This is a genomic window from Pseudomonas sp. P8_229 (genome assembly GCF_034008635.1).
Taxonomy (GTDB): Bacteria; Pseudomonadota; Gammaproteobacteria; order Pseudomonadales; family Pseudomonadaceae; genus Aquipseudomonas.
In genome coordinates this window covers 4,957,259-4,982,117 of sequence record NZ_CP125378.1, presented here as the reverse complement: position 1 = coordinate 4,982,117, position 24,859 = coordinate 4,957,259, and the positions used below count along the sequence as shown (strand labels likewise).

Sequence of the window (24,859 nt, the reverse complement as noted above, 5' to 3'; positions counted from 1 at the left end):
AGCCTGCTCGCGAAAGCGGTGTGTCAGGCAACGTCGATGTTGAATGTCAGTCCGCTATCGCGAGCAGGCTCACTCCTACAGGTTTATTCGGTGTCGGGTCAGAAAGCGTCGCCGGGCACGTGAACGTTACGGTCCAGCACTAAATCGCCCTGCCTTGAGATGCAATCCAGTGTAGGAGTGAGCCTGCTCGCGATAGCGGTGTGTCAGGCAACGTCGATGTTGAATGTCAGTCCGCTATCGCGAGCAGGCTCACTCCTACAGGTTTATTCGGTGTCGGGTCAGAAAGCGTCGCCGGGTACGCGAACGTTACGGTCCAGCACTAAATCGCCCTGCCTTGAAATGCAATCCAGTGTAGGAGTGAGCCTGCTCGCGAAAGCGGTGTGTCAGGCAACGTCGATGTTGAATGTCAGTCCGCTATCGCGAGCAGGCTCACTCCTACAGGTTTATTCGGTGTTGGGTCAGAAAGCGTCGCCGGGTACGCGGACGTAGCCTTCCATGAGGACGCGCGCACTGCGGCTCATGATGGCTTTTTTTACCACCCATTCGCCGCTCTCCAGACTGGCCTCGGCGCCTACGCGCAACGTCCCGGACGGATGCCCGAAGCGCACGGCATCGCGTTCAACGCCACCCGCTGCGAGATTCACTAGAGTCCCGGAAATCGCCGCCGCCGTGCCAATCGCCACCGCCGCCGTGCCCATCATCGCGTGGTGCAATTTGCCCATCGACAGTGCACGCACCAGCAGGTCGACGTCACCGGCGGCAATCGCCTTGCCGCTGGACGCGACGTAATCCGCAGGCTTGGCGACGAACGCGACTTTTGGCGTGTGCTGACGCTTGGCCGCTTCGTCCAGATTCGCGATCAGGCCCATGCGCAACGCACCGTAAGCGCGGATGGTTTCGAACATCTGCAGCGCTTTCGGATCGCTGTTGATCGCGCTTTGCAGCTCGGTGCCGGTGTAGCCGATGTCTTCGGCGTTGACGAAAATCGTCGGGATCCCGGCGTTGATCATGGTCGCCTGGAACGTGCCGACGCCCGGTACTTCCAGCTGATCGATCAGGTTGCCGGTGGGGAACATCGAGCCACCGCCGCCCTCTTCTTCCGCCGCCGGGTCCATGAATTCGACCTGCACTTCGGCCGCCGGAAAGGTCACGCCGTCGAGTTCGAAATCACCGGTTTCCTGCACTTCGCCGTTGGTGATCGGTACGTGAGCGATGATGGTCTTGCCAATGTTGGCCTGCCACACACGCACCACCGCCACGCCGTTGTGCGGAATGCGGCTGGCATCAACCAGACCGTTGCTGATGGCAAACGAACCGACCGCTGCCGAGAGGTTGCCGCAGTTGCCGCTCCAGTCCACGAACGGCTTGTCGATCGACACCTGACCGAACAGGTAATCGACATCGTGATCAGCCTTGATGCTTTTCGACAGAATCACGGTTTTGCTGGTACTTGAAGTAGCGCCGCCCATGCCATCGATCTGCTTGTCGTACGGGTCGGGGCTGCCGATCACTCGCAGCAGCAAGGCATCGCGGGCCGGTCCTGGAACCTGGGCGACTTCGGGCAAATCCTGCAGGCTGAAAAACACGCCTTTGCTGGTGCCACCGCGCATGTAGGTGGCGGGAATCTTTATTTGCGGTGCGTGAGCCATGGTGCTCCTTAACCACAGGCGTGAGATGTGGATCTCACGCCTGTATCAGTTGATTTAAACGGCAACCGCCGACTCTTCGAGGAAGTCCTGGGCGAAGCGCTGCAACACGCCGCCGGCCTCGTAGATCGACACTTCTTCAGCGGTATCGAGGCGGCAGGTCACCGGCACGTCGACGCGCTCGCCGTTCTTGCGATGGATCACCAGCGTCAGGTCGGCGCGCGGCGTGCGGGCGCCGATCACGTCGTAGGTTTCACTGCCGTCGATGCCCAGTGTCTTGCGGTCGGTGCCAGGTTTGAACTCCAGCGGCAACACGCCCATGCCCACCAGGTTGGTACGGTGAATGCGCTCGAAACCTTCGGCGGCAATCGCCTCGACACCGGCCAGACGCACGCCCTTGGCCGCCCAGTCACGGGACGAACCCTGACCATAATCGGCGCCAGCAATGATGATCAGCGGCTGCTTGCGTTCCATGTAGGTTTCGATGGCTTCCCACATGCGCATGACTTTGCCTTCCGGCTCGACACGCGCCAGCGAACCCTGTTTGACCTTGCCGTTTTCCACGACCATTTCGTTGAAAAGTTTCGGGTTGGCGAAGGTCGCGCGCTGTGCAGTCAGATGGTCACCACGGTGCGTGGCGTAGGAGTTGAAGTCCTCTTCCGGCAGGCCCATTTTCGCCAGGTATTCGCCGGCGGCGCTGTCGAGCATGATCGCGTTCGAGGGTGACAGGTGATCGGTGGTGATGTTGTCCGGCAACACCGCCAGCGGGCGCATGCCCTTCAGCGGACGGGCGCCGGCCAGCGCGCCTTCCCAGTACGGCGGACGGCGGATGTAGGTGCTCATCTCGCGCCAGTCGTACAGCGGCGTGACTTTCGGGCCGGTGTCTTCGTGGATCGCGAACATCGGAATGTAGACCTGACGGAACTGCTCCGGCTTGACCGACGACTTCACCACCGCGTCGATTTCTTCATCGCTCGGCCAGATGTCCTTCAAGCGGATTTGTTTGCCATCGACCACGCCCAGCACATCTTTCTCGATGTCGAAACGAATGGTGCCGGCGATGGCGTACGCGACCACCAGCGGTGGCGACGCGAGGAACGCCTGCTTGGCGTACGGGTGGATGCGGCCGTCGAAGTTGCGGTTGCCCGAGAGCACGGCGGTCGCGTACAAGTCGCGGTCGATGATCTCTTGCTGGATCACCGGATCGAGTGCGCCGGACATGCCGTTGCAGGTGGTGCAGGCGAACGCGACGACGCCGAAACCGAGTTGCTCCAGCTCCGTCGTCAGCCCCGCTTCATCAAGGTACAGCGCGACGGTTTTCGAACCCGGCGCCAGTGAGGATTTGACCCACGGCTTGCGCGTCAGCCCAAGTTTGTTGGCGTTGCGCGCCAAAAGGCCGGCGGCGATCACGTTGCGCGGGTTGCTGGTGTTGGTGCAACTGGTGATGGCAGCGATGATCACTGCGCCGTCAGGCATTTGCCCCGGCACATCATCCCACTGCCCGGAGATGCCTTTGGCCGCCAGATCCGCCACCGCCACGCGAGCGTGCGGGTTGCTCGGGCCGGCCATGTTGCGCACCACCGACGACAGGTCGAAGCTCAGGCCACGCTCGTATTGCGCGCCCTTCAGGCTGTCGGCCCACAGGCCGTTCAACTTGGCGTACTGCTCGACAAGCTGCACTTGCTGGTCTTCGCGACCGGTGAGTTTCAGGTAGTCGATGGTTTGCTGATCGATGTAGAACATCGCCGCCGTGGCGCCGTATTCCGGGGCCATGTTGGAGATGGTCGCGCGGTCGCCGAGGGTCAGCGCAGCCGCGCCTTCGCCGAAGAACTCCAGCCACGCGCCGACGACTTTCTGTTTGCGCAGGTATTCGGTCAGCGCCAGCACCATGTCGGTGGCGGTGATGCCCGGTTGCAGCTTGCCGGTCAGTTCGACGCCGACGCTTTCCGGCAGACGCATCCACGAGGCGCGACCGAGCATCACGCTCTCGGCTTCGAGGCCACCAACGCCGATGGCGATCACACCCAGCGCATCGACGTGCGGGGTGTGGCTGTCGGTGCCGACGCAGGTGTCAGGGAACGCCACGCCGTCGCGCACCTGGATCACCGGGGACATTTTCTCCAGGTTGATCTGGTGCATGATGCCGTTGCCTGGCGGGATCACATCAACGTTCTTGAAAGCCTTTTTGGTCCAGTTGATGAAGTGGAAACGGTCTTCGTTGCGTCGGTCTTCGATGGCGCGGTTCTTCTCGAACGCCCGCTTGTCGAAACCGCCCGCCTCCACCGCCAGCGAGTGGTCGACGATCAGTTGCGTCGGCACCACCGGGTTGACCTGCGCCGGGTCGCCGCCCTGCAGGGCAATCGCGTCACGCAGGCCAGCGAGGTCGACCAGTGCGGTCTGGCCGAGAATGTCGTGGCACACCACCCGCGCCGGGAACCACGGGAAGTCGAGGTCGCGTTTGCGCTCGATCAGTTGTTTCAGCGAATCGGTGAGCGTGGCCGGGTCGCAGCGACGCACGAGGTTTTCCGCCAGCACGCGGGAGGTGTACGGCAGGGTGTCGTAACTGCCGGACTGAATCGCCTCGACCGCCGCGCGGACGTCGAAGTAATCCAGGGAACTGCCGGGCAGGTTTTTGCGGAATTCTGTGTTCATCGGGTCAGGACTCGGGTCACGGTAGTTTCAAAGGGTTGGCTGATGCCAGACTCAAGATTCACACCGTCCCTTGTAGGAGTGAGCCTGCTCGCGATAGCGGTAGATCAGTCGACATCGATGGTGAATGTCAGTCCGTCATCGCGAGCAGGCTCACTCCTACAGGGTTTAGCGGTGATCTTGCGCTTCGGGTCAGCCCACCATTTCAGCGACGTTCGATTGGCACGAACTTGCGCTGTTCAACGCCGATGTACTCGGCGCTCGGACGGATAATGCGGTTGTTGGCACGCTGTTCGAACACGTGCGCGGCCCAGCCGGTCAGGCGCGAGCAGACGAAGATCGGCGTGAACAGCTTGGTCGGGATGCCCATGAAGTGGTACGCCGAGGCATGGTAGAAGTCGGCGTTGGGGAACAGTTTCTTCTGCTCCCACATGGTCTTGTCGATGGCTTCGGAAACCGCGAACAGCACCTTGTCACCGACCTCGTCAGCGAGTTTTTTCGACCAGCCCTTGATCACCTCGTTGCGCGGATCGCTGTCCTTATAGATCGCGTGGCCGAAGCCCATGATCTTGTCTTTGCGCTCGAGCATGCCAAGGGTGCCTTTGATCGCCTCTTCGGGCGATGAGAAGCGCTCGATCATTTCCATCGCCGCTTCGTTGGCGCCGCCGTGCAACGGGCCGCGCAGCGAACCGATGGCCGCGGTGACGCAGGAATACAGGTCGGACAGGGTCGAGGCGCAGACGCGAGCGGTGAAGGTCGAAGCGTTGAATTCGTGTTCGGCGTAGAGGATCAGCGACACGTTCATCACTTTGACGTGCAGCTCGCTCGGCTTCTTGTCGTGCAGCAAGTGCAGGAAGTGACCACCGATGGTTGGCTCGTCGCTGACGCAGTTGATGCGCTTGCCGTCATGGCTGAAGCGATACCAGTAGCACATGATCGCCGGGAATGCGGCGAGCAGACGGTCAGTCTTGTCGCGCTGTTCGGAGAAGTCTTTCTCCGGCTCGAGGTTGCCGAGGAACGAGCAACCGGTGCGCATCACGTCCATCGGGTGCGCGTCGGCGGGGATGCGTTCGAGCACTTCTTTCAGCGCTTGCGGCAAGTCGCGCAGCTTGCCCAGTTTTTGCTGGTAGGCGTCGAGTTGCGCCTGGGTCGGCAGCTCGCCGTAGAGCAGCAGGTACGCGACTTCTTCGAACTGCGCGTCGGCCGCCAGTTCACGCACGTCGTAGCCGCGATAGGTCAGCCCGGCACCGGCCTGGCCCACGGTGGACAGTGCGGTTTGCCCGGCAACCTGGCCACGGAGCCCGGCGCCACTGAGTACTTTTGCTTCGGCCATTGTGTTCTCCAATCTTTTTGAATTTGTATGGGGAAACGTGTGGGAGCGAGCCTGCTCGCGAATGCGTCGTGTCAGTCACATTGATATTGCCTGAGCCGCCGCTTTCGCGAGCAGGCTCGCTCCCACAGGGGTTTTATTCAGCCTTTCTTTTGTGCAAACAACGCATCGAGCTTCTGCTCGAAGGTGTGGTAGTCGATGCGATCGTAAAGCTCCATGCGAGTCTGCATGGTGTCGATGACATTCTGCTGGGTGCCGTCGCGGCGGATCGCGGTGTAGACGTTTTCCGCCGCCTTGTTCATCGCGCGGAACGCCGACAGCGGGTAGAGCACCAGCGACACGTCGGCGCCGGCCAACTGCTCGGTGGTGTACAGCGGCGTCGAGCCGAACTCGGTGATGTTGGCGAGGATCGGCGCCTTCACGCGGTTGGCGAACAGCTTGTACATCTCAAGCTCGGTGATGGCTTCCGGGAAGATCATGTCGGCGCCGGCCTCGATGCACGCAGCGGCGCGATCCAGGGCCGACTCCAGGCCTTCAACGGCCAGCGCGTCGGTGCGCGCCATGATCACGAAGCTGTCATCGGTACGCGCATCAACGGCGGCCTTGATGCGGTCGACCATTTCCTGCTGGCTGACGATCTCTTTGTTCGGACGGTGACCGCAGCGCTTGGCGCCAACCTGGTCTTCGATGTGAATCGCCGCCGCACCGAACTTGATCATCGACTTCACGGTGCGCGCGACGTTGAACGCCGACGAACCGAAACCGGTGTCGACGTCCACCAGCAGCGGCAGGTCGCAGACGTCGGTGATGCGGCGCACGTCGGTCAGCACGTCATCCAGGCCGGTGATGCCCAGGTCCGGCACGCCGAGGGAGCCTGCGGCCACCCCGCCACCGGACAGGTAGATCGCCTTGAAACCGGCGCGCTTGGCCAGCAGCGCGTGGTTGGCGTTGATCGCGCCGACCACCTGCAAGGGATGCTCGCTGGCGACCGCATCGCGGAAACGCTGGCCTGGAGTGTTCTGCTTGGAACTCATGACTCACCTCGTTCAGTGGCTGTCTTATTGTCGGCGCCGTCCTGGTAATGACGGGCGATGTTGCGTTTCGAGGCGCCGATGTGGCGGCGCATCAACAATTCCGCGAGTTCACCGTCACGGTCGGCGATGGCATCGAGAATCCGGTGGTGTTCGGCGAAGGCCTGGCGCGGCCGGTTGGGCGTGGTGGAAAACTGGATGCGGTACATGCGCACCAGTTGGTACAGCTCGCCGCAGAGCATCTGTGTCAGCGTGCGGTTGCCGCTGCCCTGGATGATCCGGTAATGAAAGTCGAAATCGCCTTCCTGCTGGTAATAGCCGACGCCGGCCTGAAACGCGGCATCGCGCTCGTGGGTCTCCAGCACCCGGCGCAGTTCGTCGATTTCTTCGACGCTCATGCGTTCGGCCGCCAGACGGCAGGCCATGCCTTCAAGGGATTCGCGGATTTCGTAGAGTTCGAGCAATTCGGCGTGGCTAAGCGACACCACCCGCGCACCGACATGCGGTACGCGTACCAGCAGGCGCTGGCCCTCGAGCCGATGAATGGCCTCGCGCAGCGGCCCGCGACTGATGCCGTAGGTGCGCGCCAGTTCAGGCTCGGAGATCTTGCTGCCCGGGGCGATCTCGCCCTTGACGATAGCCGCCTGAATGCGCCGGAAGACGTTTTCCGAGAGTGTCTCGGAATCGTCGCCATTGATGACCGGGGGATCGAGTTGACCCAGCATATTGTCGACACCTTTAAATCCAATGCGGCAAAAACTAGCTAATTAGCCCGCACCAGTCAAAGGATAAATACACATTGTCGACAATCGTCTAATAACCACAGTCAATCTTCCAATTGATCTAATCCCTGTGGGAGCAGGCTCGCTCCCACAGGAATCCCCAAGGGTTATAGACCGGCGCGGGCGCTGGCGCCATAAAACCACCGTGCTAGAATGCCGGCCGCATTTGCTGGCCATTTGCACGGCTTGTCATAAAAAGCTGATAGGCACACGAAGGCGCTTGCGCAAGTTTTGCCAGGAACCTGAACCGAGAACGGAACGCTGCGCACCAGGATTTATGAGACTCAAGCCCTTCCCCACATTTTTTGCTCTGTTTTGCCTGCCCGGCCTGGCTGCCGCGGGGGAAAAAACCGTGTATGGCCTCAACGAATATGCATCGCTTGATGGCATCAATCTGCAAGTCGCGGCCAAACTCGACACCGGCGCCAAAACCGCTTCGCTGAGCGCCCGTGACATCAAACGCTTCAAACGTAACGGCGAATCGTGGGTGCGCTTCTATCTGGCAATCGACGCCGCGCACTCGCACCCGATCGAACGGCCGCTGGCACGGGTCAGCAAGATCAAGCGCCGCGCCGGTGACTACGACCCGGAAGAAGGCAAGAAGTACACCGCGCGTCCGGTGATCGAGCTGGACATCTGCATGGGTTCGGCGCTGCGCAGCATCGAAGTGAACCTGACCGACCGAAGTGCGTTCCAATATCCGCTTTTGATCGGCTCCGAAGCCTTGAAACGCTTCGACGCGCTGGTCGACCCCAGTCTTAAATACGCTGCTGGCAAACCCGCCTGCACCATCGCCGCTCATACCGCCGAGTAATTTCCATGCGTTCTCTAACCCTCCACCTGAAAATCCTGATCACCATTCTGGTGCTCCTGGGCGTTTCGGTTACGGCCTATCAGATTTTCGTGCTCGGCATCCCGGTGACCGAAGACGCCACCGACGACCTGTGGAATATCGACGCCAAGGTCGAGTTCGTCGCCAGCACCAAGGATCCGGTGAAGATCCAGATGTTCGTGCCGCCCCTGAGCCGCGATTACGTCAGCCTCAATGAGAGCTTCATCTCCAATAACTACGGGGTGGCGGTCAACCGTGTCGACGGCAACCGCAAGGTCACCTGGTCGGCACGCCGGGCCAAGGGCAACCAGACCCTTTATTACCGCCTGGTGCTGACCAAGCGTTACACCGCGGAAAAAACCAAGATCAAAGGCCCGACTTTCCGCGACAGCATCGCCATCGAAGGCCCGGAAAAAATCGCCGCCGAAGCCCTGCTCGCACCGATCCGTCAGCACTCGGCCGACGTCGAGACTTTCATCGGCGAAGCGATCAAACGCGTCAACAACGCCAACGATGACAACGTCAAACTGCTGCTGGCCGGCGACCCGTCGACGCCGCACAAGGCGAAGATCGTCGAACTGCTGCTGTCGATCGCCCACGTACCGGTGGAAAAGGTTCACACCATCCGCCTCGTCGCCGATCAGCCGCAAACCCCGGAACTGTGGCTGCGCAGCTTCAATGGCAACGACTGGCTGTACTTCAACCCGGAAACCGGCGAACAAGGCCTGCCGACCGACCGCCTGCTGTGGTGGACCGGTGATGAAAACCTGATCACCGTCGACGGCGCGAAGAAAGCCAACGTGACCTTCAGCCTGAACAACAGCGAGATGAACGCGATTCGTCTGGCCAAGCTGACCGACGAAAACACCGACGCCAACTTCCTCGAATACTCGCTGTACGGCCTGCCACTGCAGACCCAACAGACGTTCATGATCATGGTGATGATCCCGATCGGCGTGCTGGTGATCCTGATCCTGCGCAACCTGATCGGCCTGCAGACCCTCGGCACGTTCACCCCGGTACTGATCGCCCTGGCCTTCCGCGAAACGCAGCTGGGCTTCGGCATCCTGCTGTTTACCGTGATCACCGCGCTGGGCCTTTCATTACGCTCGTATCTGGAACACCTGAAACTGCAGATGCTGCCGCGCCTGTCGGTGGTGCTGACCTTCGTGGTGGTGCTGATTGCGGCCATCAGCCTGTTCAGTCACAAGCTCGGCCTGGAGCGCGGCTTGTCGGTGGCGCTGTTCCCGATGGTGATTCTGACCATGACCATCGAACGCCTGTCGATCACCTGGGAAGAACGCGGCGCCAGCCATGCGCTGAAAGTGGCGATCGGCACGCTGTTCGCCGCTTCCCTGGCGCACCTGATCATGACCGTGCCGGAGTTGGTTTACTTCGTGTTCACCTTCCCGGCGATCCTGCTGATTCTGGTGGGTTTCATGCTGGCGATGGGGCGTTATCGCGGCTACCGCCTGACCGAACTGGTGCGCTTCAAGGCTTTCCTGAAGAAGGCTGACGCCTGATGTTCGGTTTCTGGAAGACCTGGAAGGCCCTGGAGGCGCAGGGCATCATGGGCATCAATCGGCGTAACGCCGACTACGTGCTCAAGTACAACAAGCGCAGCCTGTACCCGATCGTCGATGACAAGATCATCACCAAGGAACGCGCCATCGAGGCCGGCATTCACGTGCCGGAGCTGTATGGCGTGATTTCCACCGAGAAGGAAATCGACAAGCTCGACGAAATCATCGGCGGGCGCAACGACTTCGTGATCAAACCGGCCCAGGGCGCCGGCGGTGACGGCATCATCGTCATCGCCGACCGCTTCGAGGGCCGCTATCGCACGGTGTCGGGCAAGATCCTTGCCCACGAGGAGCTGGAGCACCACATCTCCAGTATCCTCACCGGTCTGTATTCGCTGGGCGGTCACCGCGACCGCGCACTGATCGAATACCGGGTGACTCCGGACCAGATCTTCAAGAGCATCAGCTACGAAGGCGTGCCGGACATCCGCATCATCGTGCTGATGGGTTACCCGGTGATGGCCATGCTGCGCCTGCCGACCCGCCAGTCCGGCGGCAAGGCCAACCTGCACCAGGGCGCCATCGGCGTCGGTGTCGACCTGGCCACCGGCCTGACCCTGCGCGGCACCTGGCTGAACAACATCATCAACAAACACCCCGACACCACCAACGCGGTGGATGGCGTGCAACTGCCCTACTGGGACGGTTTCATGAAACTCGCCGCCGGCTGCTATGAGCTGTGCGGGCTGGGTTACATCGGTGTGGACATGGTGCTGGACCAGGAGAAAGGCCCGCTGATTCTCGAGCTGAATGCGCGGCCGGGGCTGAATATCCAGATTGCCAACGATTGCGGGCTGACCCAGCGTACGCACGCGGTCGAAGCGCATCTGGAGGAGCTGAAGGCGCGTGGGGTGACGGAGTCGGTTGAGGAACGGGTGGCGTTTACCCAGGAAATGTTTGGGCATATTCCTGCCGTCGAGGGCTGATCCGGAACCGCGTCGCGCCCTTCGCGAGCAGGCTCACTCCTACAATGTGGAATGCGTTCCCCCGTAGGAGTGAGCCTGCTCGCGATAACCGACTTCCCGCCACCACAAGACTCAACCCTGCCCCTAACCTGCCAATCGCCGACATCCCCTCTAGGAGCAATTCCCGCAGAGGACTACAATCCCCACCCCGCCTCAATGGCCGATCTGCCCCGCCCATGTTGACCTGTTCCGTACACCCGCTGCCCTACCACGCCAACCCCGCCGACTACTTCGCGGCCATCCGCCATGCGCCCGGCGCCGTGCTGCTCGACAGCGGCCGGCCGAGTGCCGACCGTGGCCGTTACGACCTGCTCAGTGCCTGGCCACTGGAACAGCTGGCGGTGTTGCCTGAGGAAAGCGGCAGCGTTTTCCTGCAACGCCTGCGCAATAACCTGACCCGTCTGGGCGAAGCGCAGTTGCCTGCAGCATATGACCTGCCCTTCGCCGGCGGTCTGATCGGCTATCTGAGCTACGACTTTGGCCGACATCTGGAAAACCTGCCGAGCCAGGCCCGGGATGATCTGCAACTGCCCGACGCACGGTTCGGCCTCTACGACTGGGCGCTGATCAGCGATCATCAGACCGCCACCAGCCAATTGGTGTTTCACCCGTCGCTGGCCGACAGCGAGCGACAACGGCTGATCGCGCTGTTCAGCCAACCGACCTCAGCAACGCTGACGCCGTTCAAGCTGAACACGCCGATGACCGCCGACCTTTCAGCCGATGACTATCGCCAGGCGCTGGAACGCATTCATCAATACATCCAGGCCGGCGACTGCTATCAGGTCAACTTCGCCCAGCGTTTCCGCGCACCGTGTCAGGGCGATCCGTGGCTGGCTTATTGCGCGTTGCGCGAGGCCTGCCCGACACCGTTTTCCGGCTTCCAGAGCCTGCCCGACGGTGGCGCGGTGTTGAGTCTGTCACCGGAGCGTTTCGTCAAAGTCAGCCAGCGCCAGGTGGAAACCCGCCCGATCAAGGGCACCCGCCCCCGCGGCCTGACGCCCGCCGAAGACGCCGCCAACGCCGTCGAACTGCTGGCCAGCCCCAAGGATCGCGCAGAAAACCTGATGATCGTCGATCTGCTGCGCAACGACCTCGGCCGCACCTGCCGCATCGGCTCGGTGCGGGTGCCGGAGTTGTTCAGTCTGGAAACTTATCCCAACGTGCATCACCTGGTCAGCAGCGTGACCGGTGAACTGGCGGATGACCGCGATGCCCTCGACCTGATCGCCGGCAGCTTCCCTGGCGGCTCGATCACCGGCGCACCGAAGATTCGTGCGATGCAGATCATCGACGAACTGGAGCCAACGCGACGCGGTTTGTATTGCGGCTCGTTGCTGTACCTGGACGTGCGCGGCGAGATGGACAGCTCCATCACCATTCGCAGTCTGCTGGTCAAGGACGGGCAGGTGTGTTGCTGGGGCGGTGGCGGGATCGTGGCTGATTCGGACTGGCAGGCGGAGTATCAGGAGTCGATTACTAAAGTGAAGGTTCTACTCGACACCCTGCAAAACCTTTAAAAGCTTCGTCGGAACGCCGCCCGGAGCAAGCCCGCTCCCACATTTGGAATGCATTCCAGGGTGGGAGCGGGCTTGCTCGCGAAGGCGTCAGACCAGACGACTAAAGACTCAAATCCCGGTTCGAGGCCTTGAGAAATTCCTGCTTCAACTCGGCAAACGTATGCACCGCCGGGAACTGCGGGAACTCGCGAATCACATTGTCCGGCGCATGGAACAGAATCCCTGCATCCGCCTCGCCCAACATGCTCGTGTCGTTATACGAATCCCCCGCCGCAATCACCCGGTAGTACAGGCTCTTGAACGACAGCACCGACTGACGCTTGGGATCTTTCTGGCGCAATTGATAGCTGGTCACCCGGCCACTGTCGTCAGTGATCAGACGATGGCAAAGCAAAGTCGGGAAGCCCAGTTGCCGCATCAGCGGCTGAGAGAACTCGTAGAAAGTGTCCGAGAGAATCACCACCTGGAAGCGCTCACGCAGCCAGTCGACGAACTCCACTGCACCGTCCAGCGGCTTTAGGGTGGCAATCACTTCCTGAATATCCGAGAGCTTCAGCCCGTGCTCGTCGAGGATGCGCAGGCGCTGCTTCATCAGCACGTCGTAATCGGGAATGTCCCGGGTGGTGGCCTTGAGGGATTCGATTCCGGTTTTTTCGGCAAAGGCGATCCAGATTTCCGGTACCAGTACCCCTTCAAGATCCAGGCAAGCAATTTCCACAAGACACTCCATTGGTATTGATTATTGGGTCCAGCCAGCCCGAACTCTAGCGACTCACCCGCCACTGCGCAATGCAGCGGGCACCCCGTAACCCGCCGCTTTTTGTTAACATCGCCGCCATATTGAGCGCCCAGCGCCACCGACCTGTAGGAAGCCGCCCTGATGAGCCCAACGTTCGATGTCGTGGAACTCGCCACGACCTATGCCAACAAATCCGCCCAGGACATCCTGAAACTCGCGTTTGCCGAGTTCGGTGATGAGCTGTGGATATCTTTCAGTGGCGCCGAGGATGTGGTGCTGGTGGACATGGCCTGGAAGCTGAACAAGAACGTCAAGGTGTTCAGCCTCGACACCGGCCGGCTGCACCCGGAGACCTATCGTTTCATCGATCAGGTGCGCGAGCACTACAAGATCGATATCGAACTGGTGTCGCCGGACTACACGAAGCTGGAACCGTTCGTGAAGGAAAAAGGCCTGTTCAGCTTCTACAAGGACGGCCATGGCGAATGCTGCGGCATCCGCAAGATCGAGCCGCTGCGCCGCAAACTGTCCGGCGTCAAAGCCTGGGCCACCGGCCAGCGCCGCGACCAGAGCCCGGGCACCCGCAGCGCCGTGGCGGTGATGGAAATCGACACCGCGTTCTCCACCCCGGAACGCACCCTGTACAAGTTCAACCCGCTGGCGCAGATGACCAGCGAAGAGATCTGGGGCTACATCCGCATGCTCGAACTGCCGTACAACAGCCTGCATGAACGCGGCTTCATCAGCATCGGCTGCGAACCCTGCACCCGTCCGGTCCTGCCGAACCAGCACGAGCGCGAAGGCCGCTGGTGGTGGGAAGAAGCGACGCAGAAAGAGTGCGGACTGCATGCGGGGAATATCATCAGCAAGGCGTAAATCTCCGCCCCAATGATGTCCCCCCTGTGGGAGCGGGCTTGCTCGCGAAAGCGTCGTTTCAGTCAACAAATCCAGTGACTGACAGACCGCATTCGCGAGCAAGCCCGCTCCCACATTTGCTTTGTGGTGCCATGAAAAAATGTGTACACACGAATGTCACCATCGGTGCCATTTATGTGTGCACTTTTTTGTTTTCGCGCCCTGAAAAGTTACATCCCTTCTGAACGCCCCTCCGTTTCACCCCTCCCCAAAATCCCCCGCAAAAAATAAATACCTGTTCAATCGGTCAATTTATAGCCACTTACTTTCAAGCAGTTAGCGCCCATCGATAACTTTTCGAAATGAGGGCGACTGCGCATGGATATTCAACTGGCACAGATCTGGCTTTAGTGCATACATGTTTTGTATACAAAATTGCAAAACATAAACCCACACTTTCGATCCGCAAGCCTGAAGCGCCCTATCCCGTACAGGCTGCAGATGCCCCGTAACCAGTGATGTTTGCTGGCCGCGACGAAGATTTGTCGAGCCCTGGGCTCATGCACAGTCATCGCGGCCCCGCACATCAGGAGCCTGCCGGAATGCGTACAAGTCTCTCCAACACCATCGCGCTGAATCTGCCCGCCTCTGCCCTCGACCAGCCATTGCCCGACGATGGCCTGGCCGAACCGCTACAACTCAGTCCCCGCCTGCACAACAGCGATCTGGCACCGACCCGCGCCGAAGGTCGGCGCTGGGGCAAATACAGTATTTTTGCCCTGTGGACCAACGATGTGCACAACATCGCCAACTACTCGTTCGCCATCGGTCTGTATGCGTTGGGCCTGGGGGGCTGGCAGATTCTGCTGTCGCTGGGGATCGGCGCGGCGTTGGTGTACTTCTTCATGAACCTGTCCGGCTACATGGGACAGAAAACCGGGGTGCCGTTCCCGGTCATCAGCCGGATCAGTTTCGGCATTCACGGCGCGCAGATTCCGGCATTAATCCGCGCGGTGATCGCCATCGCCTGGTTCGGGATTCAGACGTACCTGGCGTCAGTGGTGTTTCGCGTGCTGTTGACGGCGATTCACCCCGGCTTCGCCGAGTACGACCACAATTCGATCCTCGGCCTGTCAACGCTGGGCTGGGTGTGTTTCGTGGCGATCTGGTTCGTGCAACTGGCGATTCTCGCCTACGGCATGGAGACGGTCCGCCGTTACGAAGCCTTTGCCGGGCCAGTGATTCTGCTGACCGTCGCCGCCCTCGCCGCGTGGATGTACACCCAGGCCAATGCGACCATCGCCTGGTCGATCCGCGAACCGCTGACCGGTGGCGAAATGTGGCGCAATATCTTTGCCGGCGGCGCTCTGTGGCTGGCGATCTACGGCACGTTGATTCTGAATTTCTGCGACTTCGCCCGCTCTTCGCCATGCCGCAAGACCATCAAGATCGGCAATTTCTGGGGCTTGCCGGTGAACATTCTGGTGTTCGCTACCATCACCGTCCTGCTCTGCGGCGCGCAATTTCAGATCAACGGGCGGATCATCGAAAGCCCGACCGAAATCATCGCCTCGATCCCCAACACCTTCTTCCTGGTGCTCGGTTGCCTGGCGTTCCTGATCGTCACCGTGGCGGTGAACATCATGGCCAACTTCGTCGCCCCGGCGTTCGTGCTCAGCAACCTGGCGCCGAAGTACCTGACCTTCCGTCGCGCCGGGCTGATCAGCGCGACCATCGCCGTACTGATCCTGCCGTGGAACCTCTACAACAGCCCGCTGGTGATCGTGTACTTCCTGTCTGGCCTGGGCGCCCTGCTCGGCCCGTTGTACGGGGTGATCATGGTCGACTACTGGCTGATCCGCAAAGGCCGGATCCACGTCCCGCAGCTCTACAGCGAAGATCCCAACGGCGCTTATTACTACAGCCGTGGGGTGAATTTCCGCGCCGTGGCAGCGTTTATTCCTGCTGCTTTGATCGCCATCGTCCTGGCGTTGGTGCCGGGCTTCCACAGCATCTCGCCGTTCTCCTGGCTGGTGGGCGCCGGCATTGCCGCGCTGCTCTACCTGATCATCGCCAAGCGTCAGCCGCACTACGCCGACGTCAGTGGCGAATCCATCGCCGTCGACAACGTCAGCCATTAACTTCCTCGCGGCCCGGGCTTCGGGTCGCTGAACTGCCCGCAATAAGGACTTCTCATGCGAATTCTCGTGGTCAACGTCAACACCACCGAATCCATCACCCAGGCCATCGCCCGTTCGGCGCAGGCGGTCGCAGCCCCCGGTACGGAAATCGTCGGCCTGACGCCGTTCTTCGGCGCCGACTCGGTAGAAGGCAATTTCGAAAGTTACCTGGCGGCCATCGCCGTGATGGACCGGGTGATGTCTTACGATCAACCGTTCGACGCGGTGATTCAGGCCGGCTACGGCGAGCACGGCCGCGAAGGCTTGCAGGAGCTGCTCAACGTGCCGGTGGTGGACATCACCGACGCCGCCGCCAGCACCGCGATGTTTCTCGGCCACGCCTATTCGGTGGTGACCACGCTGGACCGCACCGTGCCGCTGATCGAGGACCGCTTGAAACTCTCGGGTCTGTGGGATCGCTGCGCCTCGGTGCGGGCCAGCGGTCTGGCGGTGCTAGAGCTGGAACACGAGCCGCAACGGGCGCTGGAAGCCATCGTGCAGCAGGCGGAACTGGCGGTGACCCAGGACAAGGCCGAAGTGATTTGTCTCGGTTGCGGCGGCATGGCCGGGCTGGATGAGCAGATTCGTCGCCGCACCGGGGTACCGGTGGTGGATGGCGTGACGGCGGCGGTGACCATCGCCGAATCGCTGGTGCGATTGCGGTTGTCGACGTCCAAGGTGCGGACTTATGCGACGCCACGGCCGAAACAGATCATTGGCTGGGCGCAGCGGTTTGCCCGGTAGACCGCGATGGCCGCAACGCGGTTAAAAGCCGAACTCAGACAGCACTGAACCGCTGCGCCAACCCGCGCTCGGCAAACTGCTCAATCACAAAATCGACAAACGCCCGGGTCTTGCCCGGCAGCAACTTGTGCTCGGCGTAGTAGATCGAGGTGTAGCCGTCGTCGATGTACCAGTCCGGGAGCACCCGCTGCAGCCGACCCGACTCCAGATACCCTGAGGCAAACGGCATGCTCACCAGGGCAATGCCCAGGCCTTGGCACGCCGCGATACAAGCGGCTTCGGAGTCGCTCATGGTCATGCGCGCCTTGAGCGTCAATGGGCGACAGATCTGTGGATCACGGCCGGTCAACTGCCAGGAACGCACGCGCCCGGTTTGCGGCGAGCGGATCAGAATACCGTCGTAATACTTGAGTTCGTCCGGTTCAGTAATGGCCGGATTGGCCTGCAGATAATCCGTGGACGCCACCAACACCCGATGCGCCGGACTCAGCCTGCGTGCGACGACACCTTGGGGTAACTCGAAACCGCCGCCGATGGCCGCGTCGAACCCCTGCCCGATCAGATCGACCTGGCGGTTATCGAAGTGCCAATCCGGGCTGATTGCGGGATATCGCCGTAGAAACTCGCCGAGCATCGGCACGATATGCAGGCAGCCAAAAGCCGTGCCCATGCTGACTTTCAGCGACCCCGCCGGAAGCCCTTCGACACTGGCCAGATTGGCCACGGCATTCTGGATAGTCGTCAGGCTGGCGCTGACCTGACTCAAGAACAACTGACCGGCCTCGGTCAGGGTCAGGCTGCGTGTACTACGCTGGAACAGCCTTACACCGAGGCGCACCTCGAGCTTCGCCACACTCTTGCCGACAGCTGCCGGAGTCAGGCTCAAGCGCCGGGCGGCCTCGGCGAAACTGCCGACTTCGGCGCTGCGCACAAAGCATTCGATGCTACTGAAGGTTTCCATGATCGCCACTATAAACTTCTGGTTTACACAGACTATAGCAATCATGGTCTACACGGTTGTCGATGCGAGGCCGATACTCGGCTCCAACAACAAGGCACCCCGCCTTGAATTCTCTGGAGATCGAACATGACCACTCAACACCTCAGCGGTAAAGTTGCTCTGATTCAAGGCGGTTCCCGCGGCATCGGCGCCGCCATCGTCAAACGTCTGGCAGCCGAAGGCGCCGCTGTCGCGTTCACCTACGTCAGCTCCACCGCCAAGGCCGAAGAACTGCAGAACGGCATCACCGCCAAGGGTGGCAAAGCCCTTGCGATCAAGGCTGACAGCGCCGATGCCACGGCCATCCGCAACGCGGTCAGCGCCACCGTCGAAGCCTTTGGACGCCTGGATATCCTGGTAAACAACGCCGGCGTACTGGCCATCGCGCCACTGGAAGATTTCAAACTGGAAGACTTCGACCAGACCCTGGCGATCAACGTGCGCAGCGTGTTCATTGCTTCTCAGGAAGCCGCCAAGCACATGGGCGAAGGCTCGCGCATCGTCAACATCGGCAGCACCAATGCCGATCGCATGCCCTTCGGCGGTGGCGGCGTGTATGCGATGAGCAAATCGGCGCTGGTCGGCCTGACCAAAGGCCTGGCCCGCGATCTCGGCCCGCGCGGCATCACCATCAACAACGTGCAGCCCGGCCCGGTCGACACCGACATGAACCCGGCCCATGGTGATTTTGCCGAAAGCCTGATCCCGATGATGGCCGTCGGTCGTTACGGCACTGCCGATGAAATCGCCAGTTTCGTCGCCTATCTGGTAGGCCCTGAGGCCGGTTACATCACCGGTGCCAGCCTGACCATCGACGGTGGTTTTGGCGCCTGATTGCGCTGAATCCCGGGTACAAAGAAACGCCGCGCCTCTATTCAGAGGGCGGCGTTTTTTTGGGGGGCTTATTGTGCAGTCAAGTCCAGTCCAGCGCCGGCAAACCGCAGGCACTCGGGGTGAACGCTTTGAGCGTGCGCAGAATCCCGTCGGCGTGAGCGTATTTTTCATCGGCCATGGCCGCGTCGGGAATCGCGATGGCGGTCATCCCCGCCGCTTTCGCTGCGGTGACGCCAAATGGCGAATCCTCGAACACCAGACAATCTTCAGGCGCGACGCCCAGACGCCGGGCGGCGGTGAGGAAGATGTCCGGCGCCGGTTTGGCTGCGCCGACTTCCGGATCGTCCGCCGTGACGATGAAATCGAACAGGGCAAACCAGTCGCGGTGCAACGTGGTTTTCTGGCCGAACGACTGCCGCGATGAACTGGTGCCCACGGCGATCGGAATGTTGTGCGCCTTGAGGTGGCGAATCAGCTCCTCCGCGCCCGGCATCGCCTGCGCCTTGGGGAAGCGCTCACGCATCAGCGGCTCACGGATCACCAGGAACTCTTCGGCGCTGATCGGCAGATCCAGCGCCTGCACCACATAGTTCGCCAGGTCATTGGCGCCACGACCGATGATGTTCTGTTTAACGCTCCAATCAAAGGTCCGCCCGTAACGCTCGGCAATGAGCGACGTGACCTCGGTGTAAATGCCTTCGGTGTCCAGCAACAAACCGTCCATGTCGAAAATCACGGCCTTGATCGGGCCAAACGCCTTCATCGGTGCATTCATCATCGGATCCGTTATCAAAAACATCCCAGGCGGTACAGTCGGCGCCGCTGCTCGGATCTGATTAATGGGTTCAGCAGCATAGCGAGGCCAACGGACATTCAGCAACGGGCAATGTTGGCGGGCCGTTGAATGACTCGCTGATATTTAGCGAAATGTCCTACAGCCAATACCTACTTGCCCGACTTCTTTCCTGTTTGATCCTCCGCAAAGTCCGCGCACCTCTTTCTTCACGTGCGCGAGTGCCTGCGAATGCTCCAAACCGATCGGCTTCTGGCCCTGAACAACAGCATCGGCCTGCTGGTGGTTGCCGCCCTGCACCCGGAACACCCGGACTTCGAAACGCTGATCCGCGAGTTCCGCCTGAGCCTGAACCACTACGAGGCCTGGGCCGAGCAGTTCTGGACGGGGACGGCGCTGGATGTCGAGCAGGTGTTCAAGGTCGGCAACGACCTGCACCTCAGCGCCTCCGTCAAATCCCGCCAGCCCATCCAGACGTCGGTGGTCATGTGCCCGGCGAGCGGCCCGTTGACCTTGGTGCATCTGTTCGAGGCGGCGCGCTTCGTACCGATCGGCAATACCCCGGTGATGCTCGAACCGGTGATCAGCGACGTCGACGGGGTCTTGAGCTTCGGTGCCCCGCTGCGCCATACCATCGGCCCGAGCGGCATTCTGGAAGTCAGCGACTGCGACCGGGGCCAGCGTTATCGCATCACCTTCTTTCCTGATGTTTCCACCGACCAAATCCAAGCGCTGTACGCCTCTTACGAAGGGATTCTGGACGGGCTGGAGGGTTGGCTTCGCGACGAGTGGGCCGGTTTTCAGCCGCTGTGGATGGAGTTTTCCAGCGCCGGTTTCGGCGATCGTTACCGCCAGTTGCAACAGGCTGACTGGCGCGGGTTCGAGAAGGCCCTGCACGACATCTGGGACGACGTTAAACAGCTGTTCGCCCTGCTCGCCGACCTGCAGGCCAACAGTGAAAAACTGCTGCAGTACCTGACCGAGGTCGAACTGGAGGCGCTGCTCAACGCCTCCAGTGAAGCCATCGCCAGTGGCCTGCTGATCCTCAGTGACGAGCCGTTGCTGTTTATCCATCTGGCAGCGTTTACCAGTTGGCTGAAGATGCTGCCGCCGCAGTATCTGGCGCAAGTGGTGGCCGAAGTCCGGGTCGAGTTGTTGATCAGCTTTCTGTTGATGCGGATCTCTGGCGGCGTTGGCGTACCGCTGAAATTGAGCAGCAAAGTGCTGAGCAAGATCAAATCGCCACGGGCGCGGCAATGGCTGGCAGCGTCGGCGCTGCGCCTGGCCGAACTGCCCTCCACTGCCGATCTGAACCAACACGCGGCCACGTTGAAGCCGTTGATGATCAATGCGCGCGACGTGCCGATCAAGCCGACGCCGGCGATCCCGCTGAACATTCGTCAGGCTGACTCGGTGGTGTTGACCGTACCGAACCCCGCGCCCATGGCGCGAGACAAGTCGCGAAACACAACCCGGATGGAGCGGCACGAGCCTCGCGACGACGCTTCGAGTCAAGCGAAAAACCCCAACGGCGACAGCGCCGATTGTGTGCCGTTTACCTGCACCAACGGCTGCCCGGTGTCGATGGTCACCGGCGAAGAGCTGCTGACCCTGAGCGATGGTTCGCTCGATGGGGTGTTGCCATTCGAGTTCACCCGGCTGTATCGCACCAGTGCCGTCGAGATTGATGTCGGGCTGGGCTTTGGCTGGAGCCACTCGTTGGCGCATCGGTTGGCGTTCGATGGCGATGCGGTGGTCTGGGTCGATCACGAAAACCGCCGCACGCGATTTCCGTTGCCCAGTGTCGAGCGGCCGGCGATTCACAACAGCCTGTCGCGGGCGGCGATTTTTCTGGGGGATGAGCCGGAGGAACTGATTGTTGCGCTGGCCGGGGACGTGGCGCGGTTTTATCACTTTCGCGCCGGGCGGCTGACGGCGATCAGTGATGCGTATGGCAATCGCCTGCGGGTTTCTCGTGATCATCAGGAGCGGGTGGTTCGCCTCGACAATGGCGCGGGGCGGTCGCTGCTGTTGCGTTATGAGCGGGCGCATCTGATTGCCGTCGACTATCAGTCCTTCGTTTCTGACGGGACTGGCTGGCACACCGAACAGACCCTCGCCAGCTACCGCTACGACGCCCGTCAGCGCCTGCTGGAGGCGACCAACGCTGTCGGTGACAGCGAGCGTTACGACTACGACGACGCCCACGTCATCCTGCAGCGGCAACTGACCGGCGGCGCGAGTTTCTTCTGGGAGTGGGAGCGCTCTGGCAAAGCCGCGCGCTGTGTGCGGCACTGGGCGTCGTTTTCGCAGATGGACACGCGTTACGTCTGGGCGGATGACGGCAGCGTCGCCGTGCATTACGTCGATGGCAGCGAAGAGACCTACGTCCACGACGACCGTGCACGGCTGGTGCGCAAGGTCGAGGCCGATGGTGGTGAGCACCTCAAGGTCTATGACGCGGCGGGTCGCTTGATCGCCGAGCAGGATCCGCTGGGCGCGGTCACCGAGTACCGCTACGACGAAGTCGGACGCTTGGTGGCGCTGCTTCCGCCGCAAGACGAGCCGACGTCCTACGAGTACCGCAACGGTTTCCTGCACCGCCGTTCCCGCGGCGAGGCAGTGTGGACCTGGCGGCGCAACGCTGAAGGGGATGTCACCGAAGCGGTCGATCCCGACGGCCTGGTCACCTATTACTACTACGACACGCGCGGGCAGTTGCTGTCGATCCGTTACCCGGACAGCAGTCGGCATCAGTTGGCGTGGAATGACCTCGGCCAACTGATTGAGGAAACCCTGCCCGACGGCGGCGTGCGGCGTTTTTCCTACGATGCGCTGGGGCGGCGGACGACGTCTTGCGACGAACACGGCGCGATTACGCGCCAGCAGTGGGACGCGGTGGGCCGACGGGTGCAGACCACGGTGCCTACCGGCGCCACCCGCGCCTACAGCTACGGTGCTTACGGCCAGCTCACTGCCGAACGCGACGAACTCGGGCGCATCACCCGCTACGAATATGACGACGACCTGCATCTGGTCTCGCGCCGAATCAACCCCGACGGCACGCGGGTGCAGTACCGCTACGACCATGCGCAACTGCTGCTGACGGAAATCGAGAACGAATCCGGCGAAAAGTACCGACTGGACTACACACCGACCGGACTGATCCGACAGGAAACCGGCTTCGACGGGCGGCGCACCGCGTATGCCTATGACCGCAACGGGCATCTGCTGGAAAAGACCGAATTCGGTGATGACGGCTCGACGCTGGTCACCGCTTACGCGCGCGATACGGCCGGGCGTCTGCTGCTCAAGACCCTGCCGGACGGGGTTCAGGTGGCTTACACCTACGACCGCCTGGGCCGGTTAACCGGGGTCGATGACGGCCAGCAACACCCACTGGCCTTTGAATACGACCGCCAGGACCGGCTGATCACCGAGCATCAGGGCTGGGGCACCTTGCGTTATGCGTATGACGCCTGCGGGCAGCTCAAACACCAGCGCCTACCGGACAACAGCAAGCTCGACTACCACTACGCCAAGGGTGGCGCGCTGACGGCCATCGACCTCAACGGCGCACGCCTGACCAGCCACGTCTATCAGTCCGGTCGCGAACAACAACGCCAGCAAGGCCTGCTGCGCAGCGACTACGCCTACGACGACCAGGGCCGTTTACTCGCCCACGCTGTAGGCCATCAGCACGACTCGCTGTATCGCCGCGATTATGCCTACAGCGCCAACGGCAATCTGGAGCACATTGCCGACACCCGCCACGGCCAGCGCACCTACGCCTACGACGCCCTCGACCAACTGATCCGTGTACGCCACTCGCGCGACGAACTGCCGGAATCCTTCGCCCACGACCCGGCCGGCAACCTGCTGATGCAGGACCGTCCCGGCCCGACGAACATCCACGGCAACCGTCTGCTGATGCAGGGCGACCGTCACTACGACTACGACGCCTTCGGCAACCTGATCCGCGAACGCCGTGGCCGTGATCAGCAACTCGTCACCGAATACCGCTACGACTGCCAGCACCGCCTGATCGGCCTGACCCGCCCCGACGGCAACACCGCGTCCTACCAGTACGACGCCTTCGGCCGCCGCATCCGCAAGACCGTCGACGGCCAGAGCACCGAGTTCTTCTGGCAAGGCGACCACCTCGTCGCCGAAAGCAGCCCGACACACCACCGCAGCTACGTCTACGAACCCGGCACCTTCCGCCCACTGGCGCTGCTCGACGGCAAAGGCCCGAAAAAAGCCTGCCCGTTCTACTACCAACTCGACCACCTCGGCACCCCGCAGGAACTCACCGACTACAGCGGCGAAATCGTCTGGTCAGCGCAATACGACGCCTACGGCAAAGTCTCGGCGATCACCCTGGCGGGTGAGGACTATCTGGATCAGCCACTGCGTTTTCAGGGGCAGTATTTCGATGCGGAGAGCGGGCTGCATTACAACCGGCATCGGCATTACGACCCGAGGCTGGGGCGGTATCTGACGCCGGATCCCATCAAGTTGGCGGGTGGGTTGAATCAGTATCGGTATGTGCCGAATCCGACGGGGTGGGTGGATCCGTTGGGGTTGGCTTGCACGCCGTGTCCAGGAGCAATACAGGCTGATGGGCCATATAGTGAGATCGTTCCTGGGGGGGGATTGGCCACGCATGAAGCTCAAGGCGGCCACCTGATCGTCAAACATATTGGAAGAACTGACTCGCAGTTGGCCCAAAGACTAAAAGCAGAACCCAATATTCCAGCAGCGTCTACATTTTCAGATCGTGCAGCAGCTGAGGCTGCGGTATCGGAAGCATTAAGTTTGAACGTGCAAAAAGTGAGAGGACTTTTAACAAGCAGTAAAAGCAAAACCACTATCACCCATCATTTCAATCAACCGGTGGGAGTAAGTATGCTAAATGGCTCTTCCCATTCACAAACGGCGTCGAGGATTCTTTTAGTACTAAAAAAAGACCCAACATTGCCTTTGGGATATTATTTATTAACCGGATTTCCAGAACTATGAATTACGAATTCCCAGAAACCCAAGATTTTTTCGGATCTTATTTCCACCAAGACTGGACGGTAGAGCATGATACTCCCGATCAAGTTATAGCTAATTTCTTGCAAGCTTCGGATGCGGAGACATTGCTTTCGATAAATAAAGAATTACGCGCTTTACTTAAGCAGAATAAGGAAGAGCTTGTTCTGAGGGAGTATTTATTGAAAGAACTCAGTTGCTACTACTGCTACTGGAATGAGTGGGAGTCAGGCCGAGCATGGTTAATGCACGTGCAAGCGACTCTGCATGGAGGGTTAGAGAAATAGATTAATAGCTAATATTTAAACTCTACGAAAACCTGAAATTGAAATCGACGCT

The 24,859-nt window shown here is 60.9% G+C and carries 18 protein-coding genes; 10 read left to right on the top strand and 8 right to left on the bottom strand.

Annotation, left to right across the window (positions count from 1 at the left end):
- Window positions 1–458 precede the first annotated feature (458 nt).
- The 5 genes from prpF to QMK55_RS22595 form a co-directional block, all read right to left on the bottom strand.
- Window positions 459–1,649: a 2-methylaconitate cis-trans isomerase PrpF gene (gene prpF / locus QMK55_RS22615; protein WP_102357831.1), complete on the bottom strand. Its 1,191-nt coding sequence runs from the start codon at window positions 1,647–1,649 to the stop codon at window positions 459–461.
- A 54-nt stretch (window positions 1,650–1,703) separates the two neighbouring features.
- A complete protein-coding gene (gene acnD / locus QMK55_RS22610; RefSeq protein ID WP_102357832.1) occupies window positions 1,704–4,298 on the bottom strand; it encodes a Fe/S-dependent 2-methylisocitrate dehydratase AcnD in 2,595 nt (864 codons plus the stop codon).
- Window positions 4,299–4,500: 202 nt separating this feature from the next.
- The gene (gene prpC, locus QMK55_RS22605) at window positions 4,501–5,628 is read right to left on the bottom strand and encodes a 2-methylcitrate synthase (protein ID WP_320329990.1); all 1,128 of its coding nucleotides are present in this window, start codon (window positions 5,626–5,628) and stop codon (window positions 4,501–4,503) included.
- Between the two features lie 137 nt (window positions 5,629–5,765).
- Window positions 5,766–6,659, bottom strand: coding sequence for a methylisocitrate lyase (gene prpB, locus QMK55_RS22600; protein ID WP_007960897.1), 894 nt, complete (start codon window positions 6,657–6,659; stop codon window positions 5,766–5,768).
- The gene (locus QMK55_RS22595) at window positions 6,656–7,378 is read right to left on the bottom strand and encodes a GntR family transcriptional regulator (protein ID WP_178082152.1); all 723 of its coding nucleotides are present in this window, start codon (window positions 7,376–7,378) and stop codon (window positions 6,656–6,658) included. Before QMK55_RS22595 ends, prpB begins: the two co-directional genes overlap by 4 nt.
- Before the next feature lie 337 nt (window positions 7,379–7,715).
- On the opposite strand from QMK55_RS22595, the gene QMK55_RS22590 reads away from it, so the two are divergent.
- The 4 genes from QMK55_RS22590 to pabB all read left to right on the top strand — a co-directional run bounded on the left by QMK55_RS22590 (window position 7,716) and on the right by pabB (window position 12,338).
- Window positions 7,716–8,252, top strand: coding sequence for an ATP-dependent zinc protease (locus tag QMK55_RS22590; protein ID WP_102357837.1), 537 nt, complete (start codon window positions 7,716–7,718; stop codon window positions 8,250–8,252).
- A 5-nt stretch (window positions 8,253–8,257) separates the two neighbouring features.
- The gene (locus QMK55_RS22585; RefSeq protein WP_102357838.1) at window positions 8,258–9,793 is read left to right on the top strand and encodes an inactive transglutaminase family protein; all 1,536 of its coding nucleotides are present in this window, start codon (window positions 8,258–8,260) and stop codon (window positions 9,791–9,793) included.
- Window positions 9,793–10,779, top strand: a complete 987-nt coding sequence (locus QMK55_RS22580; protein WP_102357840.1) for an alpha-L-glutamate ligase-like protein — start codon at window positions 9,793–9,795, stop codon at window positions 10,777–10,779. Before QMK55_RS22585 ends, QMK55_RS22580 begins: the two co-directional genes overlap by 1 nt.
- 215 nt (window positions 10,780–10,994) lie before the next feature.
- A complete protein-coding gene (gene pabB / locus QMK55_RS22575; RefSeq protein WP_320329989.1) occupies window positions 10,995–12,338 on the top strand; it encodes an aminodeoxychorismate synthase component I in 1,344 nt (447 codons plus the stop codon).
- Between the two features lie 100 nt (window positions 12,339–12,438).
- Here pabB and thrH read toward each other — a convergent pair whose 3' ends face one another.
- Window positions 12,439–13,056, bottom strand: coding sequence for a bifunctional phosphoserine phosphatase/homoserine phosphotransferase ThrH (gene thrH / locus QMK55_RS22570; protein ID WP_102357843.1), 618 nt, complete (start codon window positions 13,054–13,056; stop codon window positions 12,439–12,441).
- Window positions 13,057–13,218: 162 nt separating this feature from the next.
- Between thrH and QMK55_RS22565 the strand changes: the two genes are divergently transcribed.
- The 3 genes from QMK55_RS22565 to QMK55_RS22555 all read left to right on the top strand — a co-directional run bounded on the left by QMK55_RS22565 (window position 13,219) and on the right by QMK55_RS22555 (window position 16,856).
- Window positions 13,219–13,953 carry a phosphoadenylyl-sulfate reductase gene (locus QMK55_RS22565; protein WP_075949106.1) on the top strand — a complete coding sequence of 245 codons (735 nt, stop codon included), beginning with the start codon at window positions 13,219–13,221 and terminating at the stop codon, window positions 13,951–13,953.
- A 581-nt stretch (window positions 13,954–14,534) separates the two neighbouring features.
- Entirely contained in the window at window positions 14,535–16,073 is a 1,539-nt protein-coding gene (locus tag QMK55_RS22560; protein WP_102357844.1) for an NCS1 family nucleobase:cation symporter-1, read from the top strand.
- Window positions 16,074–16,127: 54 nt separating this feature from the next.
- Window positions 16,128–16,856 (top strand): aspartate/glutamate racemase family protein, encoded by a 729-nt coding sequence (locus QMK55_RS22555; RefSeq protein ID WP_102357846.1) that lies wholly within the window; start codon window positions 16,128–16,130, stop codon window positions 16,854–16,856.
- 34 nt (window positions 16,857–16,890) lie between these two features.
- On the opposite strand, the gene QMK55_RS22550 is transcribed toward QMK55_RS22555, so the two are convergent.
- Complete coding sequence (locus tag QMK55_RS22550) at window positions 16,891–17,817, bottom strand: LysR family transcriptional regulator (protein ID WP_102357847.1); 927 nt, start codon at window positions 17,815–17,817, stop codon at window positions 16,891–16,893.
- Between the two features lie 126 nt (window positions 17,818–17,943).
- On the opposite strand from QMK55_RS22550, the gene QMK55_RS22545 reads away from it, so the two are divergent.
- On the top strand, window positions 17,944–18,690 hold the full coding sequence (locus QMK55_RS22545) for a 3-oxoacyl-ACP reductase family protein (RefSeq protein ID WP_320329988.1): 747 nt from the start codon (window positions 17,944–17,946) through the stop codon (window positions 18,688–18,690).
- 79 nt (window positions 18,691–18,769) lie between these two features.
- On the opposite strand, the gene QMK55_RS22540 is transcribed toward QMK55_RS22545, so the two are convergent.
- Window positions 18,770–19,465, bottom strand: a complete 696-nt coding sequence (locus QMK55_RS22540; RefSeq protein ID WP_320329987.1) for an HAD-IA family hydrolase — start codon at window positions 19,463–19,465, stop codon at window positions 18,770–18,772.
- 249 nt (window positions 19,466–19,714) lie between these two features.
- Here QMK55_RS22540 and QMK55_RS22535 point away from each other — a divergent pair, with 249 nt between their 5' ends.
- Both QMK55_RS22535 and QMK55_RS22530 read left to right on the top strand, forming a co-directional pair.
- Window positions 19,715–24,505 carry an RHS repeat protein gene (locus QMK55_RS22535; protein WP_320329986.1) on the top strand — a complete coding sequence of 1,597 codons (4,791 nt, stop codon included), beginning with the start codon at window positions 19,715–19,717 and terminating at the stop codon, window positions 24,503–24,505.
- Window positions 24,502–24,807, top strand: a complete 306-nt coding sequence (locus QMK55_RS22530; RefSeq protein ID WP_320329985.1) for a contact-dependent growth inhibition system immunity protein — start codon at window positions 24,502–24,504, stop codon at window positions 24,805–24,807. The genes QMK55_RS22535 and QMK55_RS22530 overlap by 4 nt, the downstream gene beginning before the upstream one ends.
- Window positions 24,808–24,859: the final 52 nt, after the last annotated feature.